This is a genomic window from Mesorhizobium sp. FG116 (assembly GCF_057809835.1).
This window is the reverse complement of the sequence record NZ_JBMDKS010000027.1, coordinates 31,088-48,272: the sequence shown is the minus strand read 5'-3', so window position 1 is coordinate 48,272 and position 17,185 is coordinate 31,088. Positions and strand designations below refer to the sequence as shown.

19 protein-coding genes and 1 pseudogene are annotated in these 17,185 nt (G+C 60.6%); 10 read left to right on the top strand and 10 right to left on the bottom strand.

Going from position 1 to position 17,185, the window contains the following annotated elements:
- The first annotated feature begins 1 nt into the window (after position 1).
- The 4 genes from argF to ACODTY_RS18930 all read left to right on the top strand — a co-directional run bounded on the left by argF (position 2) and on the right by ACODTY_RS18930 (position 3,054).
- Positions 2-1,003, top strand: a complete 1,002-nt coding sequence (gene argF, locus ACODTY_RS18945; RefSeq protein ID WP_488995757.1) for an ornithine carbamoyltransferase — start codon at positions 2-4, stop codon at positions 1,001-1,003.
- 2 nt (positions 1,004-1,005) lie between these two features.
- A complete protein-coding gene (gene arcC, locus ACODTY_RS18940) occupies positions 1,006-1,965 on the top strand; it encodes a carbamate kinase (protein ID WP_488995756.1) in 960 nt (319 codons plus the stop codon).
- A gap of 406 nt (positions 1,966-2,371) precedes the next feature.
- A complete protein-coding gene (locus tag ACODTY_RS18935) occupies positions 2,372-2,620 on the top strand; it encodes a type II toxin-antitoxin system Phd/YefM family antitoxin (protein WP_488995755.1) in 249 nt (82 codons plus the stop codon).
- Positions 2,617-3,054 (top strand): type II toxin-antitoxin system VapC family toxin, encoded by a 438-nt coding sequence (locus ACODTY_RS18930; RefSeq protein ID WP_488995754.1) that lies wholly within the window; start codon positions 2,617-2,619, stop codon positions 3,052-3,054. Before ACODTY_RS18935 ends, ACODTY_RS18930 begins: the two co-directional genes overlap by 4 nt.
- Before the next feature lie 159 nt (positions 3,055-3,213).
- Here the strand turns inward: ACODTY_RS18930 and repC are convergent.
- Positions 3,214-3,509: pseudogene (gene repC / locus ACODTY_RS18925) on the bottom strand (replication initiation protein RepC).
- Between the two features lie 8 nt (positions 3,510-3,517).
- Between repC and ACODTY_RS18920 the strand changes: the two are divergent.
- The 5 genes from ACODTY_RS18920 to ACODTY_RS18900 all read left to right on the top strand — a co-directional run bounded on the left by ACODTY_RS18920 (position 3,518) and on the right by ACODTY_RS18900 (position 9,139).
- Entirely contained in the window at positions 3,518-4,186 is a 669-nt protein-coding gene (locus ACODTY_RS18920) for an amino acid kinase family protein (protein WP_488995753.1), read from the top strand.
- Positions 4,187-4,247: 61 nt separating this feature from the next.
- Positions 4,248-4,631: a hypothetical protein gene (locus ACODTY_RS18915; RefSeq protein WP_488995752.1), complete on the top strand. Its 384-nt coding sequence runs from the start codon at positions 4,248-4,250 to the stop codon at positions 4,629-4,631.
- A 403-nt stretch (positions 4,632-5,034) separates the two neighbouring features.
- The gene (locus ACODTY_RS18910) at positions 5,035-5,856 is read left to right on the top strand and encodes a universal stress protein (RefSeq protein WP_488995751.1); all 822 of its coding nucleotides are present in this window, start codon (positions 5,035-5,037) and stop codon (positions 5,854-5,856) included.
- A gap of 105 nt (positions 5,857-5,961) precedes the next feature.
- Complete coding sequence (gene mgtA / locus ACODTY_RS18905) at positions 5,962-8,484, top strand: magnesium-translocating P-type ATPase (protein WP_488995784.1); 2,523 nt, start codon at positions 5,962-5,964, stop codon at positions 8,482-8,484.
- Positions 8,485-8,545: 61 nt separating this feature from the next.
- Positions 8,546-9,139, top strand: a complete 594-nt coding sequence (locus tag ACODTY_RS18900) for an NAD(P)H-dependent oxidoreductase (RefSeq protein ID WP_488995750.1) — start codon at positions 8,546-8,548, stop codon at positions 9,137-9,139.
- A gap of 45 nt (positions 9,140-9,184) precedes the next feature.
- On the opposite strand, the gene ACODTY_RS18895 is transcribed toward ACODTY_RS18900, so the two are convergent.
- Together ACODTY_RS18895 and ACODTY_RS18890 are read right to left on the bottom strand one after the other, a co-directional pair.
- Positions 9,185-9,622 carry a P-type ATPase actuator domain-containing protein gene (locus tag ACODTY_RS18895; RefSeq protein ID WP_488995749.1) on the bottom strand — a complete coding sequence of 146 codons (438 nt, stop codon included), beginning with the start codon at positions 9,620-9,622 and terminating at the stop codon, positions 9,185-9,187.
- Positions 9,623-9,761: 139 nt separating this feature from the next.
- A complete protein-coding gene (locus tag ACODTY_RS18890) occupies positions 9,762-10,598 on the bottom strand; it encodes a universal stress protein (protein ID WP_488995748.1) in 837 nt (278 codons plus the stop codon).
- Between the two features lie 177 nt (positions 10,599-10,775).
- On the opposite strand from ACODTY_RS18890, the gene ACODTY_RS18885 reads away from it, so the two are divergent.
- A complete protein-coding gene (locus ACODTY_RS18885; RefSeq protein WP_488995783.1) occupies positions 10,776-11,615 on the top strand; it encodes a universal stress protein in 840 nt (279 codons plus the stop codon).
- 93 nt (positions 11,616-11,708) lie between these two features.
- Here ACODTY_RS18885 and ACODTY_RS18880 read toward each other — a convergent pair whose 3' ends face one another.
- From ACODTY_RS18880 to ACODTY_RS18850, 7 genes are all read right to left on the bottom strand, one after another.
- A complete protein-coding gene (locus tag ACODTY_RS18880) occupies positions 11,709-12,155 on the bottom strand; it encodes a pyridoxamine 5'-phosphate oxidase family protein (RefSeq protein ID WP_488995747.1) in 447 nt (148 codons plus the stop codon).
- 13 nt (positions 12,156-12,168) lie between these two features.
- A complete protein-coding gene (locus tag ACODTY_RS18875; RefSeq protein WP_488995746.1) occupies positions 12,169-12,855 on the bottom strand; it encodes a phosphoribosyltransferase in 687 nt (228 codons plus the stop codon).
- 33 nt (positions 12,856-12,888) lie between these two features.
- Positions 12,889-13,317 carry a DUF2267 domain-containing protein gene (locus tag ACODTY_RS18870; RefSeq protein WP_488995745.1) on the bottom strand — a complete coding sequence of 143 codons (429 nt, stop codon included), beginning with the start codon at positions 13,315-13,317 and terminating at the stop codon, positions 12,889-12,891.
- A gap of 521 nt (positions 13,318-13,838) precedes the next feature.
- Positions 13,839-14,486, bottom strand: a complete 648-nt coding sequence (locus tag ACODTY_RS18865) for a helix-turn-helix domain-containing protein (RefSeq protein WP_488995744.1) — start codon at positions 14,484-14,486, stop codon at positions 13,839-13,841.
- A 92-nt stretch (positions 14,487-14,578) separates the two neighbouring features.
- A complete protein-coding gene (locus ACODTY_RS18860; RefSeq protein ID WP_488995743.1) occupies positions 14,579-14,902 on the bottom strand; it encodes a response regulator transcription factor in 324 nt (107 codons plus the stop codon).
- A 154-nt stretch (positions 14,903-15,056) separates the two neighbouring features.
- A complete protein-coding gene (fixJ, locus tag ACODTY_RS18855) occupies positions 15,057-15,668 on the bottom strand; it encodes a response regulator FixJ (protein ID WP_488995782.1) in 612 nt (203 codons plus the stop codon).
- Complete coding sequence (locus tag ACODTY_RS18850) at positions 15,664-17,169, bottom strand: PAS domain S-box protein (protein WP_488995742.1); 1,506 nt, start codon at positions 17,167-17,169, stop codon at positions 15,664-15,666. The genes fixJ and ACODTY_RS18850 overlap by 5 nt, the downstream gene beginning before the upstream one ends.
- Between the last annotated feature and the right edge of the window lie 16 nt (positions 17,170-17,185).

Here is a 17,185-nt window from a genome sequence, read left to right as displayed (position 1 = left end):
GATGCCCGTCAACCTGCATGGCCGCAACGTCTTGACGCTGGATGATTTTTCCGGCGCGGAAATCCGCTATCTCCTGAGGCTGGCAGCAGATCTCAAGGCCGCCAAGCAAACCGGCATCGAAGTTCCGCGCCTGACACGCAAGACCATCGCGTTGATCTTCGAGAAGGATTCAACCCGCACCCGTTCCGGTTTCGAGGTGGCTGCGTACGACCAGGGCGCGCATGTCACCTATATCGGGCCGTCCGGCAGCCATATCGGTCACAAGGAATCGATGAAGGACACGGCGCGCGTGCTCGGGCGCATGTACGACGCCATCGAATATCGCGGCTTTTCCCAGCATCAGGCCGAACTGCTTGCCGCCTATGCCGGCGTGCCCGTCTATAACGGTTTGACCGACGAAGCGCATCCGACGCAGGTCCTGGCCGACTTCATGACCATGCGCGAATTCACTCACAAGCACTTGTCCGACATGACGATCGCTTTCGTCGGCGAGGGACGGGACAATGTCGCCCTTTCGTTGGCAGTTGGGGCCGCCAAGGTGGGCATGGACATGCGCATCGCCTCGCCCCGCGAGCTTTGGCCCGACAGCGATTTCTGCACGCATGTCCGGGGACTCGCGGAGCGAGGCGGTGGTCAGTTCCGACTGGACGAGGACATCGGCGCATGCGTCGAAGGCGCAGACTTCATCTACACCGACGTCTGGCTTTCCATGGGCGAGGATGAAAGCGCCTGGGGCAAGCGCATCGAACTTCTCACGCCTTACCGGGTAACGCGCAAACTGATGGCCGCCACCGGAAATCCATACACCAAATTCATGCATTGCCTGCCGGCCTTCCACGATACCGAAACGGAAGTCGGCCAGCATGTCGCCAGCGAATACGGTATCGACTGCATGGAGGTCGAGGACGCGGTTTTCGAGTCGGAAGCTTCCATCGTCTTCGACCAGGCCGAGAACCGCATGCACACGATCAAGGCGATCCTCGTCGCCACGATCGGTGGTTGAGGATGCGCATCGTCGTCGCACTGGGTGGCAATGCGCTGTTGAAGCGCGGCGAGCCAATGACAGCCGACAACCAGCGCGCCAATGTCCGTCGAGCGGCCGCGGAGCTCGCCGATCTGGTGAGGGCCGGTCATTCGCTGGTGATAACGCACGGCAACGGGCCCCAGGTAGGCCTACTCGCGCTACAGGCGGCGGCTACGCCCGACACGCCCTATCCGCTCGACGTCCTTGATGCCGAGACAGCGGGCATGATCGGCTATGTCATCCAGCAGGAACTGGGAAATGTAGTGAAGGACAGGCCCGTCGCGACGCTCCTGACGCAAGTACGGGTTGATCCGCACGATCCCGCCTTCGCCACGCCGACCAAACCGATCGGTCCGGTCTACGATGAAGCCACGGCACGACGGTTCGCTGCCGAGCGCGGCTGGACGGTCGCGCCCGACAACGACAAATGGCGCCGTGTAGTGCCATCACCGAAGCCGCTGGAAATCCTGGAAGCCGAAGTGCTAGCGTTCCTTGTCGAGCGTGGTGTCATTGTCATCTGCGCAGGCGGCGGCGGTATCCCCGTCATCAGCCTCGATAGCGGCGGCGTCATCGGTATCGAAGCCGTCATCGACAAGGATCTTGCCTCCTCCCTGCTGGCACGACAACTCGGCGCGGACATGCTGCTTATGCTGACGGACGTCGATGCCGTGTATTTGGACTGGGGGACACCGCAGGCCCGTCCCCTCGGCTGGGTTCAGGCGGGCGACCTCTCCGCCACGGTGTTTGCCGCCGGATCGATGGGACCGAAGGTCGAGGCAGCCGTCGCGTTCGCCGTCGAGGCCGGAAAGCCGGCCGCGATCGGCCGCCTGGAAGACGCTACCGAAATCGTCGCCGGTCGCAAGGGGACACGGATAGCTCTTCCGGCATTCCAACCCTCATCACGACGGAAAAGCGCTCCAATCGGCACGACGATCGCCTGATCGCTCTGGTCAACAATGATCTTGACCTCGACGCGGTAACCCATCTCCCAGGCCCGTCCATGTCTCGGGCGACGAGCTTAAGTCGCCGATAACCCAGACACGCTGTTCTTCCACGCCAAGCGCGGAGACCTTGGTGAAACCGGCGGCTCTACACGTCGGACAATCCCTTGCAGTTAACTGGGGCCGCCCAGCGCTCGATGATTGCCCTGTCACCGTCCTTGATGCGGGCAGCATCGGTCGTCAAGCCATCGACCGCGATTTCAAGATCCCGCGGATCGAGCAGAGGCGAAGCAGGTGGTGGAATGGTCTCCCTCTTCGGTCAAAAATCTGCTGTGTGACCATCCCTTGACCATCGAGGTGTTCAAGAGCATATATGGTCATATGTGACCACTTTGCGGAGAAGCGCATGCCCACTGTTAGTCTGAAGGATGCGAAGGCCGGTCTTTCCAGCTATGTCGACGACGCCATCAAGGGCGAATTCGTGACGATAACCCGCCATGGAAAGCCTGTAGCTGCTCTGGTCCCCTTGCAGGCCGCGGAGATTGCTCAGCGTGCCCTGAAGCCTCGTCGAACCAGCTTCATCACTTACCTGAAGACATTCCCTGGTGGAGAATTTGAGCGCAACGCCTCGCCTTCGCGGGATGTCGATCTTTGACCGCATATCTGCTTGATACGAATATCGTTTCCCTGCTGTCGCCTTCGCGCGCCGGGAACGCCGCGGAACTGATTGCTTGGCTCAACAAGATTGATAAGACGGCCGAGTTTTTCCTGTCGGTCGTCACGGTCCACGAGATCGAGCGCGGGATCATATTGCTCGAACGAAAAGGCGCCACCGCCAAGGCAAGCGGTCTCAGGCAGTGGATGGACGGCCTGTTCTCGACATACGAGGATCGGATCCTGCCAATAGACGCGGCGGTTTCAGCTCTCTCCGGCAAGCTCGAAGCGGAAGCGATGGCAGCCGGCCACAGCCCCGGCATGGCCGATGCGCTCGTCGCGGGAACCGCGAAGGCCCATGATTTAACGGTGGTCACGCTGAACCTGAAGCATTTCGAACCGTTTGGCATTGAGCTCATGGCGGCCCCTGTCTGATCGACGGCCACGATTCTCGCCAGAACTTGCCGGGGCCGACATCATGATAACAGGTTCCGCTTTCGCAGGCTGTTCAGGAGCGAATCCGAAACCTCAAGCCGTGGACCGACCTCAGATGTCGCGCTTTCCGATGTTTGGCGTTGCTTCTCCTCGCCCGGCCTAGCGCGTAACAGGGCCATGAATCATTGGCCAGGTGAAGAATTTCCCTTCTCGGGCCTTGTCGGTCAGGCTGCGCAGATACCCGCCAGCGCTGTTGATCCGGTCGGACTGCTGATAGATCGCCGCAAGTGCAATTGCCGTCTGACCCTCCCCCATGACCTCGCGGCCTCCTGCCAAGCGCTTGGACTGAGGCCCAGCATGGTTCGGACCAGTTCCACGGCCGCCAGAAAATCGCACCAATGGCGGATTTCGCCTGCTTGGGCGGCCTCCCGCAAGTTCGGGCAGGCGTCCAGCACGATGCTCAATGGCAAATCCCGTGGTATGCTGCTTACGTTGTCAGGTTCCGCGATGCTGCCTCTCGCTCCTGACGCAAGTACGGGTTGATCCGCACGATCCCGCCTTCGCCACGCCGACCAAACCGATCGGTCCGGTCTACGATGAAGCCACGGCACGACGGTTCGCTGCCGAGCGCGGCTGGACGGTCGCGCCCGACAACGACAAATGGCGCCGTGTAGTGCCATCACCGAAGCCGCTGGAAATCCTGGAAGCCGAAGTGCTAGCGTTCCTTGTCGAGCGTGGTGTCATTGTCATCTGCGCAGGCGGCGACGGTATCCCCGTCATCAGCCTCGATAGCGGCGGCGTCATCGGTATCGAAGCCGTCATCGACAAGGATCTTGCCTCCTCCCTGCTGGCACGACAACTCGGCGCGGACATGCTGCTTATGCTGACGGACGTCGATGCCGTGTATTTGGACTGGGGGACACCGCAGGCCCGTCCCCTCGGCTGGGTTCAGGCGGGCGACCTCTCCGCCACGGTGTTTGCCGCCGGATCGATGGGACCGAAGGTCGAGGCAGCCGTCGCGTTCGCCGTCGAGGCCGGAAAGCCGGCCGCGATCGGCCGCCTGGAAGACGCTACCGAAATCGTCGCCGGTCAGCGAGGAACCCACATCAAGTCCCGCACTCTTCTTACTTGACGTCGATCAAAGCGGCGACGCGTATCGCCATGCATCCTGGATGCAGAAAGGGAAAATCACCATGCTGGCAAAAGACCTTCCACCGAATTTTCGCCATGTCAGGCTTCTGCTTGCCCGCGAGCGGGAACATCCTCAAGGAGAACGAAACGAAGGCTACGATCTCCTCGTCCCGCTGGACGAGAGCGGCAGGCTTGATCCGGTGATGTGGAAGGCCAACCAGGCGGCTTGCCGGGTCAGACGTTTCGCCGGCGACGCTGAAGTCGGAATCGGACGCCTGCGGCGCAAGCCGGGTGGCCAATGGTATTTTGACTACGCGGAAGGCGAGGACGATGACGAGATCGGTTTTCGCCTGGCAGAAGAGCGTTTTGTAACCGGGGAATATGTGTCAATCGGAAGCAAGGAAAAGATGCACACCTATCAGGTCTCTCGGGTGGAAAAGCCCTGATCGCCGAATAATCGTTGCTTGGGTACAGCCAAAAGGTCACGCGCAGGGGCAAGAATGGGCTTGTTGGGACCGATGGCCCTGAATTCGACCCGAAGGTGTCGAAAACGGGCTGACGCTGGCAGCGGCGCTCACTGCGGCGGCAACTGGGTTAAAGTCGTTGAATTTTTGGAGCGGGAATACGCGGACAAGGAATCCGCCGGCGGGATCGACAGTCCAATCATTCGTTACGACCAAAACCGAGGTTCGAGTTCTGGTGGTTCGGTAGTTCCCCTCGTCCAATTCGTTTAACGCCCCGGCGAAAGACATCGCCGTTCTTGATCGGCGTCAAGGTAGTATCCCAGGCGGACCATAGATTTTCTTCTATTGTGAAATCACGAGTGCGGTGACAGCAGAAGGCGAGCCAATGAGCTATAAAACCATAATCGTGAACCTCGACATAGACGGGCCTATCGCTCCCGTCGTGAAGGCAGCCTCCGACCTCGCAGGACGCTTCCAGGCGAGGCTGATCGGCCTTTGTGCTGCCGACGCACCGCTTCCCTTTGCCGGACCGGAAAGCGTAGGCCTGGCCGCTGAAACATGGATGCGGATGCGCGATGATATACAGACCCGTGTCAAGGCTCTACACGAAAGGTTTGTCGAACTGGTCGCTGGCAAGGTTGTGGCCGAATGGCGTGAGGCCCTCGACAATCCGACGCGTGCTTTGGCAGAAGCCGCGCGAGCGGCTGACCTGATCGTGATGGGCGCGGTTGAAGGCGCGGCAACAGGCGACGCTTACCGCCAGGCGGATCCCGCAAGCATCGCTCTTCAAGCCGGACGGCCCGTGCTCGTTATCGCTCGCGAAACCGAACAGGTGCAGGCGAGGAACATCGCTGTCGCCTGGAAGGATACGCGCGAGGCCCGTCGTGCCCTCGCCGATTCACTGCCGCTATTGAAATCGGCCGAGACCGTGACAGTTGTGACGGTCGCCAGCGAAGTCGATCAACGGATCCGCCAAAGCCTCGCAGATGTCATGGCCTTTCTGGGGGGACATGGCATCGAAGCCCGGTCGAAACCAGTTGAAGGCTCCGATGAACATCTTGAATTGTTCCAGGCACTGGACGAGAGCGGCGCCGACCTGATCGTTTCAGGCGCGTATGGCCACAGCCGCTTACGGGAATGGGCGTTCGGCGGCGTAACCCGCTCGCTCCTCGACGAAACGGGCCGAAACCGCTTCATGGCGAGCTGACAGAAACACGCTATATCCTGTCCAGTGCGGCGGGTAGCACCGTTCGCGATTAGCGGCCCGGACGATAGCGTTGCCGCGGAGTAGCCTTTCGTGGACCACAATGAGATGTCGACGGTCGAGGCGTACTGGTCGGTGCCGGCGCAAACGCTGCTGACCAGTTTACGCTCTAGCCCCTCGGGCCTTTCTTTCGAAGAAGCTCAAAGCAGGCTCCGTGAATCCGGCCCGAACGCGGTCAGTCCAACGGGGCGCGCCTCTGCACTCGCCGCCTTCGCGCGGCAGTTCCGTAGCCCGCTAGTGCTGATCCTCATCTTCGCGGCGAGCGTCTCCGCCTTCGTCGGCGAAGGTAGCGAGGCGATCATCATCGGTATCATCGTGATGGCAAGCTGCGTGCTCTCATTCACGCAGGAATATGGTGCCTCCAGGGCGATGGAGGCGCTGACGGCGCGCATTGCCCGCAAGGCTTCCGTGTTGCGCGACGGCCAGGAGACATCCACCGCCGTCGGCGACATCGTGCGGGGCGATGTCATCCGGCTTTCGGCCGGCAACCTCATCCCGGCAGACGGCGTGCTTCTGGAGACGCGCGATTTCAACGTCAGCGAGGCAGCGCTCACCGGTGAGACCTTTCCGGTGGTGAAGGAACCCGGCCGCTCGGCACCGGATGCCCAGATCGGCCAGCGCAGCAATGCTGTCTTCACGGGGACATCCGTACGCAGCGGCACCGCCACGATGCTTGCCGTGCGCACAGGCGAGCGGACGGAGTTCGCGGCCATTGCCGGCGCCATCGCGCGCGCCGTACCGGAGACGGACTTCGCCAGGGGCATCCGCCGCTTCGGCTACCTGATGACCGAGATCATGCTGGTTATCGTCATTCTCGTCTTCTTCGCCAACCTTTTGCTGCATCGCCCGGCCGTCGATTCCCTCTTGTTTTCGCTGGCGCTCGCCGTCGGCCTGACCCCGGAACTGCTGCCGGCCATCATCAGCGTCACGCTGGCGCGCGGCGCGCGGACCATGGCGAGCAGCGGCGTCATCGTGCGCCGGCTCGAGGCCATCGAAAACCTTGGTAGCATGGACCTTCTGTGCACCGACAAGACCGGAACGCTGACCGAGGGAACGATCCGCCTCGACGGTTGCCTAGATGCCGATGGAGCGGATTCACCGCAGGTGCGGCTGTGGGCGTTGCTCAATGCGACGCTGCAATCTGGCATGGCAAATCCGCTGGACGAGGGGATCGCGGCCAGCAGGAACGCGGACGACAATCTCGCCGCCTATATTAAGGTCGACGAGATTCCGTACGATTTCATCCGCAAGCGGCTGTCGGTGATCGTGCGGCAGAAGGACGCCGGTGAGGATCTGCTGATCTGCAAGGGCGCCGTCCAGAATATCGTCGAGGCCTGTTCGCTGGACGAACGACAGGCGAAGGCGATCGACGAGAAGGTGCAAGGCTGGTGCATGCAGGGCTTCCGCGTGGTGGGCCTTGCGACGCGAGGCTTTCCGTCGCGTGTGAGCTACTGCCGCGAGGACGAAGCCGAGCTTGCCTTCGCCGGCTTCCTTCTATTCCAGGATCCGCCGAAGCCCGGCATGGCCGAGACGCTGAAGGCGCTTGCGGCGCGCGGTGTCAAGGTGAAGGTGATCTCCGGTGACAACCGCTATGTCGCAGCGCATCTGGCGCAGATCATAGGCCTGCCGCATCGCCATATCCTCACCGGAGCCGAACTGGCGAAGCTCACCAAGGAAGCGCTGTTTGCCCGCGCCGCGCGCACCGACATCTTCGCCGAAATCGACCCCAACCAGAAGGAGCGCATCATCGCCGCGCTCAGGCGGCGCGGCCATGTCGTCGGCTATCTCGGTGACGGCATCAACGACGCCCCGGCGCTCCACGAGGCCGACATCGGCATTTCCGTCGACGGCGCCGTAGATGTCGCGCGCGAGGCCGCGGACATGATCCTGCTCCAGCGCGACCTCGGCGTCCTGTTGCGCGGCATCGACGACGGCCGACGCACCTTCGCCAACACCATGAAGTACATCGCCATTACCACCAGCGCCAATTTCGGCAACATGGTCTCCATGGCATTCGCCTCGCTGGCCCTGCCCTACCTGCCGCTGCTCGCACCGCAGATCCTGCTGAACAATTTCCTCTCCGATGTACCGTCGCTGGCGATCGCCTCCGACAATGTCGATGCGGATCAGGTGCACACGCCGCGACGCTGGGACATCGGCTATGTACGCCGCTTCATGGTCGCCTTCGGCCTCGCCAGCTCGGTTTTCGATTTCGTCACATTCGGCTTCCTCATCCTCATCGCCGGTGCAACCGCGCAAATATTCCAGACGGCCTGGTTCGTCGAATCGCTCATCACCGAACTGGCCATCGTGCTGATCGTGCGCACCCGTAAAGCATTCTGGAAAAGCCGCCCCAGCGCGCTGCTTTCGTGGTTGACGCTGGCAATCGCCGTGCTGGCGATCGCAATTCCTTATCTGCCGGGTGCGGCGCGGTTCGGATTTGTGCCGCTGCCGGTGCAGATAATGGCAGGTCTGGTCGTGATCACGCTGGCTTATCTGGCAGCGTCCGAGGCGATCAAGAGCTGGTTCTTCTCGCGCGAACGGCGGCGCTCCAAGCGGCACCTGCCTTGATTGCGATCAAGGCGTCGGTTCGTGGGCTGCGTAACCTAGCTCGATTATCCGGAGAGCCGCCATGCCGCGCCGCATACTGATCATCGTCGGCCATCCTGACAGCAACCCCAGGCGCCTGTGCCGGGCGCTTGCCGAAGCCTATGCCGATGGCGCACGCTCGGCCCGTCATGAAGTCCGGCTCATCGACATCGCGACGCTCGATTTCCCGATCCTTCGCACCATGGCGGAATTCGCGGATCGACCCCTGCCCATCACGCTGGAGGATGCCGCTCAGGCGCTGAAGGATGCCGAGCATCTCGTCTTCGTCTTTCCGCTTTGGCTTGGCACCATGCCCGCTTTGTTGAAAGCCTTTCTGGAGCAAGTGATGCGGCCGGGTGTCGCGTTCGCTTATCCCGAAGCGGGCAAAAGTGGCTTCGCCAAGACGCTGCTCAAGGGCCGCTCGGCGCGCGTGGTGGTAACCATGGGAATGCCGGCCTCGTTCTATCGCTTCTGGTATCTTGGCCACGGCATCGCGGGACTGCGCCGCAACATCCTGAACTTCGTCGGCATCAGTCCGGTCCGGGAAACCTTGTTCGGGATGGTGGAAGGTGCAAGCGAGGTCAAGCGCAGGAAGTGGATTTCCGCCATGCACGCGCTCGGAAAGAAAGCTGGGTGAAGTTTCATCGCCGAGGCTCCCTTCCGGCAAGATGGAGAGACACGCTCAAATCGCCACCGCCTGCGGCGGGTCGGTTATCCGCTGCGGCCAATCCGGCGAAATCCGCAGCGCCCGCAGCGCGTTCAGGATCACCGCCGCGTCGGCCGGAGCAACGTCTCCCCGCCGGATCAGGAGAAGGTCGCCGGGTTCGATTTCATCAAGAGGAATTTCGTCCAGCCCGCCGTCGCGATGCCGGGTCGCGGTCCGTGGAACACGCGAGAGAAGGTCGTGCATTTCGTGCCTGGCACGTACCTCGGCGAAGCTCTCCAGAAAAACCCCGCCGGAATACATCAACGCAACGACGGCCGCCGCGAGCGTTTCACCGAAAGCAAGCGCCGCCGATAGGGACAGCGCCGCCACGACGTCAAGGCCGACCTCGCCCCGCCACAGGCTGCGGGCGATCTCCATGACAAGCGCGACGAGAACAGGAACAACGCCCGCCATCCATGCTGTCCGGGCGAAATCAGGTTTTCCGGCCAATCTCAGGCCCTGTCCCACCGTGAGGCCGGCCAGGGCGATGACCAGCAGGACTACGTTGAAACCGGTTCGGGCTTTCTCATTCGTCATCAACGGCGACGGCGGATCAATGCGATATCAGGATCGGCATGCGCAGGTCGCGCAGAACCCCGTCGGTCGCGCCACCGAGGATGAATTCGCGTAGCCGCATATGGCCGTAGCCGCCCATCACCAGCAAGGCCGCACCCAATTGGATGGCGTTTTCCTGCAAGGTTACCGCAATGTCGCCGCCACCACTCAGCACGGCATGAGCATCGGCGGAAAGACCTCGCGCCTGCAATCCGCTGGCGAGCCGGGCGCCGGGATCGTCTTCCGGCAGGTCCTTTTCGTCGGTCACCGTCAAAACCGTGATCCTCGACGCCTTCCGCAACAGCGGCGTCGAGTCAGCGACAGCTCTTGCAGCGACGCGGCTTCCATCCCATGCGATCGCCACGTGATCGAAAGCAGCCGGCTTCACCAGTTCGGGGAGCAGGATGGCCGGGCGGCCGGAGCCGAAGATCACATCCTCGGCCAGCGTGTGCGTGCTTTCGTTCGCGGCCTCCCAACCGATCAGGACAAAGTCGAAATAACGTGCCCGATTCGCCGCAAGATCGGCCAGCAGGGGAAGCGACGTTGCCGCTCGATCGGTGACAAGCTTGACGTTCGCCAGCTTGGCCTGGTCCGTCACAACGCGAAGAATGTCCTCGCCGTACTTGCGGCTGCGCGCATTCGCCCGCCTGATCAGTTCCGGCGTGTTCAAAAAGAAAGTGGAAAGCGCATTCGACACGGGCGGTATCTTGGCGTTCACCGCAAGGGCATGCAGTTCCGCGTCGAGTTGCGCCGAAACGATCGTGGCATTCGAGCCGACATGTGGCGAAACCGGACCAGGATACGTCACGAGCGGAAGTAAAGCCTGAAGTTTCATGTCACGTTCCTCTTGAGGGCGGCAAACGACGAACATGCAGATTCCCCGATGGACGCCCAGCTTTCCTTGATCGGGATCAATCGCGAACGGATGTCCGATTTGATTCATCGCAATGATTGCGGCCTCGAGAATGAGTATTCCTTCTACGCAACTTTCCACATGGCGAGGATCGCAGTCGTGATGTTCAAGACAATCCTTACAGTCGCTGGGCCAGAGAGCTCTTGCGAAGGAGATCTCAAGCTGGCGGCAGATCTTTGCGAACAAGCCGAAGCGCACCTATCGGTTCTGGTCATGGCTTTGGCCGCTCCGCCGCCGATCGGTGAGTATGCCGCCGTCGTATCGGAGAGCTGGCTGCAGGAGCGGGAGGCAGACCTCAAGCAATTGGAGGCCCGCAAGCAAGAGATATCGACGTTCGTGGCTACCTGCGCCGTTTCGGGTAACGTCGTCAGCGAGTATCCGGAGGCTGGATGGGCCGACGAGATGGTTGGACGACGGGCCCGCTATGCCGACCTGACGCTCGCCGGACCGGAATTGCTGAAAACCGAAACGCTGAAGGAAAAGGTCATCGAAGGCGCATTGTTCTGGTCCGGAAAGCCGCTCTTGCTTATCCCTGAAGGCGTTCGGCCTACACTCGAACCCAAACGGGTCCTGGTCGCGTGGGACACGAGGATCGAGGCCACGCGGGCCGTTCGGGAAGCCCTGGAATTGCTCGCCGCAGCGGACGAAGTGCATCTGGCCATCGTCGATCCCGTCGAAGGAGAACGTTCCCATGGCGAGGAGCCGGGCGCCGATGTGGCGACCTTTCTCGCGCGCCATGGCGCCAAGGTCACGGTCGACCGCCTTCCGAGCGAAACTCATTCCGTAGCGGATGTCCTTCGCCGGCACGCCATCGACATGGACGCGCAGATGTTGGTCATGGGCGCGTACGGCCACTCCCGACTGCGCGAGCGCATCTTCGGCGGCGTGACCCGCTCCATGCTGGCAAACCCTCCAATCCCGGTTTTACTGGCGCGTTGACAAGTCATTCGGAGATAACTGCCGACACGTGGCGGGCCATGGTCAGCAGGTCGCCCTCTTTTCCCGAAACGCCCCACTTTATGCGCTGCGCGGCTACTCCTTCGCCTCACGCCCGGAAATCTGTTCGATCGAGACACGGAAAAACACATGCGACATTTCGTTTGAGATCGGCGGCAGAAGCGGCTTCAGCGCGCCCGGCTCCCACCAGTCGTTGTACTTGCTCAATATCGACCAGGCACGGTCCCTGTCGCGCTTGTGGCCTATCTCATCGGGCAGTTCTTCATATCTGCCATCGACAATGACGCTCTTCCACTGCCGGTGTTCGCCGTGCTCGTCGACAAGTACCGACACGCGCGGATTAGTCCGCATGAATTCGATCTTCTTGCCGAGCATGGAGAACATGAAGAGGTGGTTCTCAGCATGAGCGAAATAGGCGGGCACGACATACGGTTGATTGTCTTTGGCGCAAGCGATCCTGCACAACCGGTTGGCATCGAGCAGCTTCGTGCATTCAAGGGTCGTCATGGTCCTGATCAACATGGGCGCCTCCTTTCTATCGCTTCTTTTTAACGTGGCCCGTGACGGAACTTCCTGTTGCCGCTTTCCGGCTTTTGTTCGTCGCGATGTCCCTGCCCGCCTGGCTGTGCTCCAATGCGACGAGGACGTCGTTGTCATCGAGCTGTTCGAAATTGCGATAGTAGTAGCTAAGTGCCCGAAAATGCAGCGGCTGCGCCAGGCACACGACACGATTCGCCTCATGGCTGAGTTCGGCTACTGTCTCAGGCGGAGCAACGGGCAGGGCTACGACGATCGCCAGCGGCGAGCGCCTTTTGAGGGCGCGTATAGCCACCTTCATCGTGGTGCCGGTTGCCGCGCCATCGTCAACGAGTACCGCGGTTTTGCCGGTGATCGAAAGCGGCGACCGACTGCCCCGATAGAGGGTCCGGCGACGCTGGAGTTCCGGTCGCTCACGTTTCACCAGCGTAGCTAGGGCCGCGTCGTCGAGATTGTAGGTTTCCACGATTTCGCGGTTGAGGACAACCTCCGGCGGATCGCCGTCGACTATCGCCGCGACCGCAAGTTCAGGATTGCCCGGAGCGCCCACCTTGCGAACGATGATCAGGTCGAGAGGCGCTTTCAGCATTTTTGCTATCTCGGCAGCTACGGGTACGCCCCCACGCGGCAGGGCAAGGATAACAGGTGCGTGAAGCGATAGTCCGGCGAGTTCGTTCGCGAGCATTCGTCCTGCTTCTTGTCGATCAGAAAACATGGTTCAGTCCGCCGGCCAAAGCTGCCGGAGCGCCTTTCTCATGGAGTTGCGGACCTGAACGATCTCACCCGCAGAGATGTGGCTATCAAGGAGATGAAAAACCGCTCCGATGGCACGATCGAAATCAACCTCCGCCTCGAAGCCGAATTCCCTTCTCACGGCTATGATAAAATCGCCCTTGCGACGGCTGTGGCCAAGGCCGTCGAGGGGACGCCAGCCTTCGAAGAAGACGCCACGGACCACGACAGGCAATTGCGCCGCCAGATCGCTCATTTCTTCCGGCGGCAACCAGTCCCTGAGCGTGTGCAAGACAGCCCTTAGCAGTCGATAGGCGCGCGGGACGTCCCAGTTCAACTCGCTGGCGACTTCATTGACCCAGTGTTGCGCCTGTTGTGCTGCCTGCGAAAAATTCAGGATCGTCGTTGTGGTCACGGCTGCGGCTCCTCGGTGGGCTCGATTTGCCGCTCGTCCGGTCGTTCCAACCGAGGTAGCGGCAGGTAGATAAAGAAGGGCAACTTTACCGAGCCGTCGCGTTGATCCTGATCAAAGGCCCGGATTTTCTCATGTCGACTCATGATGAGCCTTAATCAAGCGGCTTCGACCGAAACCGGTCGCCCGGCAACAGGTCGAAGTCCACCCTGGCGTTGCCGGAAATGTCGAAGCGCCTCGCCTCTTGGGATCGCCTGCTAGCTCACCTCATTTTCCGGGTCGATATCCTTCCACGCACGCCAATGCGTGGAAGAAACGTCAAGTCTTTCGCGCGTCCTTGAGGCAATACATCCGGTTAGAATACGTCGACAGGGAAACACCAGCGCATGGGTGCCTTCCCGGTCCCGAACCGCCAATTCGAGATCGCGATTAAAGGGAGCGGTCGCTACTGGATACCACATGCATTTACCTGAGGATTCCCGGATGTCCGGCAGAGCCTATCTGCGCCCGCTGATGCAGAATGGTCATGCAGCCATGTCCTGAAGCGTCCGCAACTTGACGATTTCCACGCATCTCAGACTTGGCAGCCGGATGATCCCCATGCTTTTGAGTTTGGAAAAGACCCGCGAGACGGTTTCGATTGTAAGGCCGAGATAATCCGCAATATCCAGTCGTGACATCGGAAACTCAACCTGACGCAGTCCGCCTTGACGCTCCGAAATCTCGAGAAAGAATGCGGCGACGCGTTCTACGGCATTCTGGCGGCCAAGCACCAGAAGCTGCTCCTGGGCCCGCACGAGGCTTTGAAGCGCCATCGGCAGAAGTTCTGCCACGATAAGGGGAGCCGAAGGACGGAGGACGCGAATGCCGGTGCCGCAGATTGCCTCGGCGAAGAAGTGATGGCTCTTGTCGACCTCGAACCCGAACACCTCGCCGGCCAGGTGAAATGCCGAAATCTGACGTCGGCCGTCCGACAAAAGGCGACAAATACGAACGGCGCCGAACTCAACCTGATACAGTTTACCGCACTTCTCGCCCTGGGCGTAAATTTCCGAGCCCGCCGGGAAGAATGTGACGGGCTGACAGCTTGCCAACGGCGTGTTGGGTGTTTCGTGCTTGAGCAGGATGCTGCCAAGCTGATTGGAATAGTGCGTTTGCTCGAAGTTCGTCATGGATCATCCCTCGATACCGATCGAGAAACCATCCACCCAATTTCGATTGATCGAAATTCGGTTGTGTCCTTAGGGGATTCTACGTACCGGGATCAGAGTTTACCGGTCATCGCGTCTTGAACAGCCTCGAGGAGCGGTTCACCGAGAAACGGTTTTGCCAGGCATCTCGCAAACGGCACATCCAGTGGCGGGCAATATTGGCCCATAAGCAGAATTACGGGATAATAGAAGCTTCTGAACAATTCCTCTGCGTATTGCCAGTCATGGATGGCGTCGTCGTCGACAACCGCGCAACTCACATGACGAACTTGCGCCGACCCGAAGGCTGAATCGAGAGTGTCGTAGGACAAGACACCGACGCCCCCGCTTTCAAGAACGAAAGTAAGCGAGTGCATGAAAGCAACGTCTGGTGTCACGACGATTATCCGAGCCATCCTCCTGCACCCACCGATCTGACCCCTCTGCAGATCATACGTACTGGACCACGTCGCCTGTGATCGGCGCATTGCGATGGATCAAACGGATGTTGTCCCGAGACCATCGACAATCAGGTCTGGGGCTTCAGACAGCTCATGAGAACGGGCCCATAGCCAGGCTCATGCGAACCAACTCGGGCAGGTTCCTCGCTTGCATCTTTGACATGATGTTGGCGCGATGAACCTCAACGGTGCGAGGGCTGATTCCCAGCTCGAAGCCAATGGTCTTGTTGGGCAGGCCCGCCACGACAGCAGACAACACCTGGCGCTCGCGATCCGAAAGGCTGTCGAGCCTCGCACGAAGCGTCGCCGTGTCCTCCATGGGGGCCGGGGCTCCTTCCAGCTGGCTTGCGGCTCGCTTGATCGCTTCGACCAAAACCTCGTCCTCGAACGGCTTCTCGATGAAGTCGACGGCGCCCGCCTTCATCGCCGCAACCGCCATCGGAACGTCCCCATGGCCCGTGATGACCACCGCGGGAATCGAGACGCCTGCTTCTTTGAGCTTCTCCAGCAATTCCACGCCGCTCATGTCCGGCATTCTCAAGTCGGTGATGAGACAGGCCTTGCTAATGCCCTTTGCCGCGGTAAGGAAGTTGCTTGCGGAATCGTGGACCCGAACCGTAAAGCCCGTCATTGTCAGGAGAAAAGCAAGCGATTTGCGGACGGGCTCTTCGTCGTCGACGATGTGAACCACATAGTTGTCAATCAGCATCCGACACTTCCCTTTCCGCCAGGGGGAGCGTGAACCTGAACGTTGCCCCTCCACTGTCGTTTCGACTAGCCGAAATCTCGCCACCATGCGCTTCGATGATCCGTCTGGAGATGGAAAGCCCGATCCCCATGCCGCTCGCTTTGCTGGTGACGAAAGGTTGGAAAAGGCGCGTGGCCACCTCCTCGGAGATGCCCGGACCCGTATCCGCCACCTCGACCACGACATACCCACCTTTGATAGTCGTTCGCACGACCAGTTCGCGTTTCTCGCTGTCGCGCATGGCTTCCATCGCATTGCGCATTAGATTGATCAGCACTTGCTGGATCTGGACACGGTCGACCATGACATCCGCGCCCTTTGGCGCAAAATCGAACAGCGAGCGGACTCCCTCCTCGCGCGATCCAACCAGGGCAAGAGCGCCGGCCTCTTCGATAAGCTTGCGCATTGTCTCGCGCGTGACATCCGTTTCACCACGCGTGACGAATTCCCTCAGATGCCGGATTATCCCGCCCGCGCGCAGCGACTGCTTCGCCGTCTCCTCGAGAGCGTCCCGGATGCGGTCAGCGGCGGCGTCATCCAGACTGCTAAGGAAACGGACACAGCCTTGCGCGTAGTTTGCAATGGCGGCCAGGGGTTGGTTCAATTCGTGCGCCAGCGTCGAAGCCATTTCGCCAAGCTCGTTAAGGCGAGCGAGCCTTGCAAGCTCACTCTGTACCTCCTGCAGCCGGGCTGCAGATTCCTCGCGCTCGGTAAGATCGCGGATGAATCCGGTGAAGAACCGCCCGCTTGAAGTTCGCATTTCGCCGACTGACAGTTTCATGGGAAATGTGGAGCCATCCTTCCTGCGACCAACCACGACGCGGTCAATGCCTATGATGCGCTTCTCGCCGGTTCCGATGTAGCGCTGGATGTAGCCATCATGCTCGCTGCGGTAAGGCTCCGGCATGAGGATCTTCACGTTGCGGCCTCGCACCTCGGCCTCCGTATAGCCAAATTGGCGAACAGCTGCCGCGCTGAAGGATGTGATACGACCCTGTTCGTCGATCACCACGGTGGCGTCAGGCACCGTATCGAGGATCGATCGCAAGTGATTCTGCTGGGCCCTGAGCGTTTCTTCCGTCTTGTCGAGGGCGCGACGTGCATGATGGAGCATTTCGCCCATCCAGGCGATTACGAGCCCAACCATTGCAAAGACCGAGCTTTGCGCCCAGGAAGAGGCATCGGCACCCGCAAGGTAAAGAGCGCTCAGAAGGGACAGGACAAGGGCAAAAAGCCCCGGACCGATGCCACTCGCAATCGCCGCAAGTAGAATTGCAGGAATAAAGAATATGAAGGTTATGGCACTGCCCAGGACGCTCTGCAGAGCCAAACGGACAACAAACATTGCAGCCACGGCACACGCGGCGAGTAAATAGCCGACATTACCTTCGAAACGGGAAGAGAAGACCGCCTGAAGGAAACGGCCTTGCAACCCTGGAATATCTCTCGCCGGCACCGGATGCTCCTCGCCA